The organism is Alcanivorax sp. HI0044 (genome assembly GCF_001634945.1).
On record NZ_LWEZ01001240.1, the window covers coordinates 1 to 7,779 of the forward strand.

At 60.0% G+C, this 7,779-nt stretch carries 9 protein-coding genes; 4 read left to right on the plus strand and 5 right to left on the minus strand.

Annotated elements, in window-relative coordinates; translation table 11 throughout:
- Positions 1-529: 529 nt before the first annotated feature.
- A complete protein-coding gene (locus A3730_RS17625) occupies positions 530-883 on the minus strand; it encodes a hypothetical protein (protein ID WP_063520635.1) in 354 nt (117 codons plus the stop codon).
- A 143-nt stretch (positions 884-1,026) separates the two neighbouring features.
- On the opposite strand from A3730_RS17625, the gene A3730_RS17630 reads away from it, so the two are divergent.
- Positions 1,027-1,335: a hypothetical protein gene (locus A3730_RS17630; protein ID WP_039926707.1), complete on the plus strand. Its 309-nt coding sequence runs from the start codon at positions 1,027-1,029 to the stop codon at positions 1,333-1,335.
- Here the strand turns inward: A3730_RS17630 and A3730_RS17635 are convergent, their stop codons facing one another.
- Both A3730_RS17635 and A3730_RS32750 read right to left on the minus strand, forming a co-directional pair.
- On the minus strand, positions 1,336-2,184 hold the full coding sequence (locus A3730_RS17635; protein ID WP_231880664.1) for a BamA/TamA family outer membrane protein: 849 nt from the start codon (positions 2,182-2,184) through the stop codon (positions 1,336-1,338).
- On the minus strand, positions 2,124-2,624 hold the full coding sequence (locus tag A3730_RS32750; RefSeq protein ID WP_231880665.1) for a hypothetical protein: 501 nt from the start codon (positions 2,622-2,624) through the stop codon (positions 2,124-2,126). Before A3730_RS32750 ends, A3730_RS17635 begins: the two co-directional genes overlap by 61 nt.
- Here A3730_RS32750 and A3730_RS17640 point away from each other — a divergent pair.
- The gene (locus tag A3730_RS17640; protein WP_231880666.1) at positions 2,606-4,174 is read left to right on the plus strand and encodes a phospholipase D family protein; all 1,569 of its coding nucleotides are present in this window, start codon (positions 2,606-2,608) and stop codon (positions 4,172-4,174) included. The genes A3730_RS32750 and A3730_RS17640 overlap by 19 nt on opposite strands.
- A gap of 49 nt (positions 4,175-4,223) precedes the next feature.
- On the opposite strand, the gene A3730_RS17645 is transcribed toward A3730_RS17640, so the two are convergent.
- Both A3730_RS17645 and A3730_RS17650 read right to left on the minus strand, forming a co-directional pair.
- Complete coding sequence (locus tag A3730_RS17645; RefSeq protein WP_063520637.1) at positions 4,224-4,763, minus strand: DinB family protein; 540 nt, start codon at positions 4,761-4,763, stop codon at positions 4,224-4,226.
- A 13-nt stretch (positions 4,764-4,776) separates the two neighbouring features.
- A complete protein-coding gene (locus A3730_RS17650) occupies positions 4,777-5,013 on the minus strand; it encodes a hypothetical protein (RefSeq protein WP_063520638.1) in 237 nt (78 codons plus the stop codon).
- A gap of 259 nt (positions 5,014-5,272) precedes the next feature.
- Between A3730_RS17650 and A3730_RS17655 the strand changes: the two genes are divergently transcribed.
- Together A3730_RS17655 and A3730_RS17660 are read left to right on the plus strand one after the other, a co-directional pair.
- Positions 5,273-6,064 (plus strand): DUF3348 domain-containing protein, encoded by a 792-nt coding sequence (locus A3730_RS17655; protein ID WP_231880667.1) that lies wholly within the window; start codon positions 5,273-5,275, stop codon positions 6,062-6,064.
- Positions 6,061-7,779, plus strand: a 1,719-nt coding sequence (locus tag A3730_RS17660; protein WP_063538575.1) for a DUF802 domain-containing protein, incomplete at its 3' end; no start/stop codon positions are given. The genes A3730_RS17655 and A3730_RS17660, both read left to right, overlap by 4 nt.

Below are 7,779 nucleotides of genomic sequence, written 5' to 3' on the forward strand. Positions count from 1 at the left end.
GCCACTCAGCTGGCCGCTGCTGCTGCAAACGGCAAGCCAAGAAAGAAGAAGAGCATGAAGAAAAGGGAAAAATGCCGACGCGCCGTTTGCAGCAGCAGCGGCCAGCTGAGTGGCCCAATGGCCATAGAGTGACTCCCGTCCCTGGAAAAACCAGACAGAAGCATACCGAAAAAGCCCCCGGACCCCGAGGGCTAAGGAACCTCTGAATAACTCCTTGCATGCTCAGTCTTTCAGGCTGGCTCGCAATCTATACCCCATTCGGGGCACAGAGGGCGCGATTTTGAAGGTGTCCCCTAACTGGGATCGAGATATGTCCATCCATCGACTCTTCACCTTCAACACGCAACGACGAGTGCGGGCCAGCCTGGAAGACCCGGAGGGCACGGCCTGAAGCGTACATCTGCTGCGCCTTGCCCCTAGGAAAGGGAACCACCCTGTCCGTCAAGACAAGACTCAACAGCTGCACGCTTCAGGCCACGCTGAGTACGCAAGGAGTTATTCAGAGGTTCCCTAACAGGCGGTCATCGAATCAGTTGGCGCCGTAAAGATCGCTGTCCAGTTCCTTCAGGTCCTTGTCCAGCTGTTGCCAGTTAGCCTGGCCATCCACGCTGTCTGCACCGGTCAGTTCATGGTATTCGTCAATGCGTTGCTGCAATTCTGTGAGCACATCCTGCAAAGCCAGCTGATGTCGCTCCGCTTCGGTGCTGCGGTCTCCGCCCCCCTGCTTTTCCAGTTGATCCAGCTCGGCTTCCAGTTCATCCAGCTTGCCTTTGATATCGGCAATCATTTGTTTACCGGTTTCCATAATCGCAACTCCTTGTTCGATCAGGGATTCACAGGTGAACCCGGTTTCAGAGTGGCCCCATTTATTGAACAGGGTCAAGTCTGTCACCGGCAACGGTACAGACGGTCAGACAATCGGGCATCAATACGTGTTCCCGGGGTCCATAATGGTTATGGTCCTTATTAACGGTTTTCGCTACATTGCGGAACAGTCCCTTACCCGATTGACCACGCAGGCCAACAATGAAAAAAACAGCAGAACGAGCAGAGCTGCTCAAGGACATGATTCAGGAAGCCATTGAAGATGGCGCCACCACCGTGGAAGACGTGCACCAGCATATTGCCGGGCTACCGTTTGACGCGCTGGAGAAGCTGGGCCTCTTTGAAGACAAGGCGCCAGCCCTGAAAGAAAAACAGCGCAAGACCATCGGCCTGGTGTACGACACCATTCGCAAGGTGAATCAGGAAGTGGGCGCGCTGATCTCCGAACAGTTTGCGGCACTGGAAGATGCGCGCACCGCAGCTAAAAACATGGACGAAAAAGAAGACTGATCAACGCCAGCTGGACCCCGCCTGAATATACCAGGCGGTCTCCTCCGGCCCCCGGGCAATATCAATCCCCATCGTCATCCCGTACCGGCGAGCGATCAGATAGCGAAACCCGCTACCGTAGCTATTGGCCACTTCGGCGTCTGACAAATCCGAAAGGCTTTCTGCGGCACGTCCACCGCCACCAAAAAAGTTGAACCGCCAGCGAGGGCTGGCTTTCCAGATCGCCTCCACTTCTGCCACCGCGACCGCCTTACCCTGATAGCGAACAGCAGGAATGCCGCGCATATCCACATAAGGCAACACATAAGGTGGCAATCGGGTACTGTCGCTCACATCGACACCGTCATACTGAAGGCGCAGGGCAAAATTGAAATGCTCGTTAACGTTCCAGTAATTCAGGCCCTCCAGCGTATAGCTGCCAAAGTTGATATCACTGCCAACACTGTCCCCGTACCACACATAATTACCCGCATAGTAAAGCCCGGACTGAGGAGCCAGAGGGTTATCCCGGCTATCGTATTCCGCCAGCACCCCCAAGCCGGAGGTACGAATCTTGTCCCCCAGATTGTTGCGCAAGAACGTATTCACCGCCTGTTCCAGACGCGGGCTGGGTAATGAGATATCTTCCTCAAGAGACAGCTCAACCTGCCTGTAAACCTGCCTTGCCCCCAACATCCAGCGGCTTGCGCCGAGCCTGAACTTCAACTCCTGGACCGCCGCCGGCCCTTTCACATTCAGCTCGACAGGGTCACGGAGGTCACGCCCGCCCAATGAATAAAAATCCAGATTCAGATCAGGAAACAAGGCAAAGCCGCGATAACGAATGCGGTCATTATGCCAGAAACCCATGTGCCCCAGTCCTGCCGCGCGCGTTCCATTTTCCGTGGCACCCAGCCCCACCACACTGATGTTATTCGGCAAAATGGCCGGACTGTCACCAGACACCCGCTGCTTTTTTTGTTCCTCACTTTCGTGAAAAAAATCGCGCCCATGCCCAGGCCCGCGCCCACAGCAGGTTCGGTGATAACCATCGGAATCGGCAAGAAACCCTGCGGCACCTCGGAAAGGTAACGGCTGCCATCCAGCATGCCGTCTTCCGGGTCGATCATGTAATCCTGAAAGAAATCCGCCTGAACCGCCCCCGCCATTAAACCTGCAACGATTGCCAGCATCCCTCGCTTCAACATGGCCCGTTCCCTGTTCGCGTTCAGTTTGAAATTATTGCGCTGTTGCGCTTTGATAATCGCAGACTTGCTGCGATGACTCCACCATGCCTCATATGCCGCCACTGATCGGGTTATTACTGATCACCCTGCTCTCCACCGCCTGCCAGGCACAATCCGGCTATGACCCAGACAGCCGTCCGGCCAACACCGCCCTGCCCAGCCCAGCGGAGGGCCCCATCGCCGAAAGCCTGGAGCAACTTCACGACAACCCCGAGCATGAAAATCAATCCGGTTTTTATCTGCTGCACGAGGGACTGTCTGCTTTCGTGGCACGCGTTGCCCTGATTGAAGTGGCCCGGTCCTCGCTGGACCTGCAGTACTATATTGTTTCCGATGACACCTCGTCGCGCATCATTGTCGCAAAATTGCTGGAAGCGGCAGACCGGGGCGTGCGGGTGCGTCTCCTGGTCGACGATCTGGGCACCCGTGTGGCAGAGCCACTCGTTGCCACCCTCGAACAACACCCCAACATTCATATTCGTATCTTCAACCCGGTAACGGCCCGCAGCGGCATTACCCGGGCGTTGCAAATGGCCTCACATTTCGGGCGCACCAACCACCGCATGCATAACAAACTGATGGTGGCGGACAGCAGCGTCTTGATCACTGGCGGGCGTAATCTGGGCGACGAGTATTTTTCCAATACCAATGTGGATTTTCAGGATGTGGATGTGATGGCCGTGGGCAAGATTGTCCCTGACGGCGTAGCCAGTTTTGATCGATACTGGAACACCCCCGCCTCGGTGCCGATCAATCGGGTTCTTGATGCCGACGATGCAGACATGGACCTGCCTACCCTGCAACGCACGCTGCTCCGTTTTCTGGATGAACAAAAGAACAGCGAGTTTGCCAATGCGCTCTCCGGTTCCAGCCTGGGTCGCCGCCTTGTGGAAGGGAAAGTGCCGCTGGACTGGGGGCAGGCCACCCTGTATGCCGACCCACCGGAAAAAGCCACCGCCCGCGACACACTGAGCCGCGATGATTATCTGGGCGCCTCCCTCAAGACCATTCTCGAAAGCGCCCGGCAACGGTTGCAAATCAGCTCCGCGTATTTTGTACCCGGCGATGCCGGAGTGACACTGTTTTCATCGTTGTCCGAACGGGGCGTCAAGGTGGATATTCTTACCAACTCACTCAGTACCACCGACGTGGCTATCGTGCACAGTGGCTATGTGAATTACCGCAAACCGCTACTGGAAAATGGCATCACGCTGTGGGAGCTTCGCGCCGAAGCCGGGCAACAGGAACGCATTCACTGGTTCAAGGGAAAATCCCGCGCCAGCCTGCATGCCAAAACCTTTGTCATTGATGACGACCGCACCTTCATCGGCTCCGTGAACCTGGACGGCCGCTCGATTGTGCAAAACACGGAAATCGGTTTGCTGATTGAAAGCGAATCACTGAATCAACAACTCAGCCAACTGTTTGCCAGCTGGGTCAGTGACGATTCCGCCTGGCATGTCAGCCTTGATGACGAGGGAGAGCTGCAATGGCAGGCGAGAGATGCAGACGACCACACCCCACTGACCCTGGACCACGACCCGGAGACGTCCCGCTGGCAACGCATCAAGGTGTGGATGCTGTCGTGGCTGCCCATTGAATCGCAAATCTGATGCTGACCTGTAGCAACCCGCTACCGGTTAGCGTCGTCATCTTTTTTGTTCACTGCAATTCATCAGCAATACGCACCAGCAAGTCCGTCACGCCAACATCCACACCCGCTTGCGACAGCAACGTGGTTACCTGCCCGCGGTGATGGGTCTGATGATTGAAAAAATGCGTCAGCAAGCTGCCAAACCGCCGCCGCGACGCAACGCCCTTGCTGTTACGATAAGACAGCACGTAATCCAGATCGCCGTCACCCAAATCGCCACACCAATCCACTATTTGCTGATCCAGCCATAGCCGGTGTAAATGCAGCTCGGCAAAGGTGTCCCGTACCGGGGCATCCAGCGTCGGCGGCGTGGGCAACATGGTGATGGGCGCAAGGCTGTCGATACACGCCGGGTGCACCGCAAACCGCTTCAGCCACAGCGTGTCCGCCACCAGCAAATGGTTCAGCGTATTCTCGATGGAACCGAAAAAAGCGCCCCGGTCTTCCCGGCGCACGGCCTCAGGCAGGGTAGCGGTGACCTCAAAAAGGCGCCCGTTCATCCATTGGTTATAGTCTGCCAGCAAACGGACTGTGCTTAACTCACTCATGGCATTCTGCGTTTTATGGCTCTGTTGGCGAATCGGTACAAAACGCCTCGAACCCGGCCTGGGTATTGTCGAAGCCGTGCGCCTCAGCCAGTTCCCATGGGCGCTCGCAGGCTCCGGTGGCCGGGCACCATTGATAACCCGCAGAAGGCAGGCAGCCGAAACGGTCACGGTCACCGCCTACCACCTTCTCCTGCTCGCAGCCGCTGAGTAGTCCCGCTGCCAGCAGCAGGGCAGGCATCGCCGTCGTCATTGCCCTCACATCGCACTCCTTTGCTTGTCGATTCATCGGTTTTGGCAGAGGCGCTCATCACCCCTCTCCGCCCAGCCCCCAGTCTACGACGGATTTCGCAACCCGTCCCTCAACCGACCAGCGCATTATCATCACCGGCCTTTCCCGATTAGAATGGGCGGCTGGCCCGTCGATCCATTTCAATCGGCACAGGCAGCGCCTTGCTGCGGCCACCGACAAGCCCGTTTTCACAGTACCTGCAGTCGCCATGGACAACAGTATGCATAGGACGCAAACACCCGCGCAAACCGGCCCCGCCGGCAGCCGGCTGGTTCAGCTGCTCGCCAGCCTGGACCCGAAAGCCGCCGCGTCCTCCCATCCCTGTTTTGCCGAACGGCTGGGCCGCCTGTTTGACCTGTCCGACACCATTGCCCTGGATGCCGCCACCCAGCACCGCCCCAGCGGCCCCTTCACCGCCCAGGACGATATCACCGCCACCCTGCAGGCCGACCTGCTGAAAACCCGTAACACCCTGCTGGAGAACCTGAGTTACAGCTTCGCCGGCAAACAGGCCGCCTCGGTGATCAGCCTGCCCGCAGTGAACCGCAACACCCCGGCAGACAAGCGCCCCAGCTTTGGCCCCTACGAACGCTTCCACCAGGCCCACCAGCGGCAAATGATCGCCGCCCTGACCAACCTGCGCCTGCGCGCCCGCCGCCAGCTCACCGCACACAGTGCCGAGCTGGCCCGGCTGGCCGAGCTGGATGCGGTGTTCGAGCACAGCCTCTCGGCCTACGTACGCCGCTGCTTTACCGCCCTGCCCGCCTTTCTGGAAAAGCGTTACCGCACGCTCTGGCAGCAGGGCCAACACACACCACCGCAGGACTGGATGGCCGCCAACGGCTGGCTAGCGCAGTTCTGTCAGGAAATTCAAATGCTGTTGCTGGCTGAACTGGACGCCCGTCAGGAGCCCATTCTGGGCCTGCTGGGCGCAGCCACCGCCGCGTCCTGCGACGCAACCACCGGCTCCACGTTCGCCGACATTGATCACAAGGAAAGCACCACCCCATGAGACGTTTTTTATTTGCTCTGCCCTTTGCTCTTGGCACCGTGGCCGTTATCTGGATTGGCGCCACCTTTTTGCGCAATCCGGTGGCCCTCACCGTTACCCTGCTGATCGCCGCCGTCTACGGGCTCGGCTTTGTGGAACTGCTGCGCTATCGGCGCGACACCGCCCGGCTGGATCAACAACTGCAGCAGCTCCCCGAGCCCGATGCCGGCCGGGAATCGCTGACCCGCTGGCTCACCGACCTGCCCGGCACGTTGCGCCATGCCGTGCAACGCCGCGTCGACGGCCAGCCCGCCGCCCTGCCCGGCCCGGTGTTAACCCCTTACCTCACCGGCCTGCTGGTGATGCTCGGCCTGCTCGGCACCTTCGTGGGCATGATCGTGACCCTGAAAGGCGCCGCCACCGCCCTGGACGGCAGCAGCGAACTGACCGCCATCCGCAGCGCCCTGTCCGCCCCCATCGCCGGCCTGAGCCTGGCCTTTGGCACCTCCATTGCCGGGGTAGCGGCCTCCGCCATGCTGGGTCTCACCGCCACCCTGTGTCGCCGCGACCGCATGGACGTATCCCGCCAGCTGGATGACGCCGTGGATGGCCAGCTGTATCGCTTCTCCCTGAACCACCAGCGTGAAACCGCCTACGCCGCCCTGCAAAGCCAGTCCCAGGTATTCCCGGAACTGGTCACCGCCCTGCAGACCCTCACCGGGCGCATGGAGCAAATGGGCGAGCAGCTCACCGGCAATCAGCAAGCCTTCCACAACGGACTCCAGGAGCAATACCAGGGACTGGCCCGCTCCGTGGGCGACTCCCTGCGTGACACCCTGGCCGACAGCAGCCGCCTGGCCGCGGAAAGCGTGCAGCCGATCATGGCCCAGTCACTGGCCAGCCTCAGCGAGCAGGTTCAGGGCACCCACGAAAAGCTCAACGCCATCACCGAACAGCAGCTCGGCACCCTCACCGAACGCTTCCGCGACACCACCGAGCACGCCGCCGAACAATGGCGCGCCGGCCTCGCCGAGCACCAGCAAACAAGCGCCCGGCTGGTCAACGACATCAGCACCTCCCTGGCCGCTCACCACGACCAGTTCCAGCACAACAGCAACACCCTGCTGCAACAGGTCCGCGATACCCAGCAACAACTTGGCAGTGCCAGCGAGCAACAGCTGGCCAGCATCACCGGTGAATTCCAGGCTGTCACCCGTCAGGCACTACAAGACTGGAACGCCGGACTGGAAGCCCACCGGGCCAGCGGCGCGGACCTGCTTGAACAACTACAGAGCAGCCAACAGGCCGTGGCCGAACACAGCGAGAAGCAGTTTGCCGCCATCGCCGGGCAATTCCAGGCCAGCACCGAACAGGCCGCCCAGCACTGGCAAACCGGCCTCGGCGAGCAACAACGCACCGTGGCCACGCTGGTCAGCGAAATCCGTAGCGCCCTGCACGAACACAACAGCGAATTCCGCGACAGCGCCGCCGGGCTGCTCAGCGGCCAGCAAACCGGCATGGACAGCCTGATCACCCAGCTGGGCGAACAGTTGAATGCCCTGCGCGACCAGGAAGCGGCCCGTGGCGATGCCGCCAGCGAACGCCTGGCCGGGCTGGAGGCCACCGTCACCGAGCATCTGGGCCGCCTGGGCACCGCTCTGGAAGCGCCCATGACTCGCCTGATCGAAACCGCCTCGCAAACCCCGAAGGCCGCCGCTGAGGTGATCACCCGCCTG

Coding starts and splice junctions, on each gene's coding strand:
- A3730_RS17645 (WP_063520637.1), bottom strand. CDS start 4,763: ATGAGTGAGTTAAGCACAGTCCGTTTGCTGGCAGACTATAACCAATGG.
- A3730_RS17640 (WP_231880666.1), top strand. CDS start 2,606: ATGCCTCATATGCCGCCACTGATCGGGTTATTACTGATCACCCTGCTC.
- A3730_RS17650 (WP_063520638.1), bottom strand. CDS start 5,013: ATGACGACGGCGATGCCTGCCCTGCTGCTGGCAGCGGGACTACTCAGC.
- A3730_RS17635 (WP_231880664.1), bottom strand. CDS start 2,184: ATGGGTTTCTGGCATAATGACCGCATTCGTTATCGCGGCTTTGCCTTG.
- A3730_RS17655 (WP_231880667.1), top strand. CDS start 5,273: ATGCATAGGACGCAAACACCCGCGCAAACCGGCCCCGCCGGCAGCCGG.
- A3730_RS17630 (WP_039926707.1), top strand. CDS start 1,027: ATGAAAAAAACAGCAGAACGAGCAGAGCTGCTCAAGGACATGATTCAG.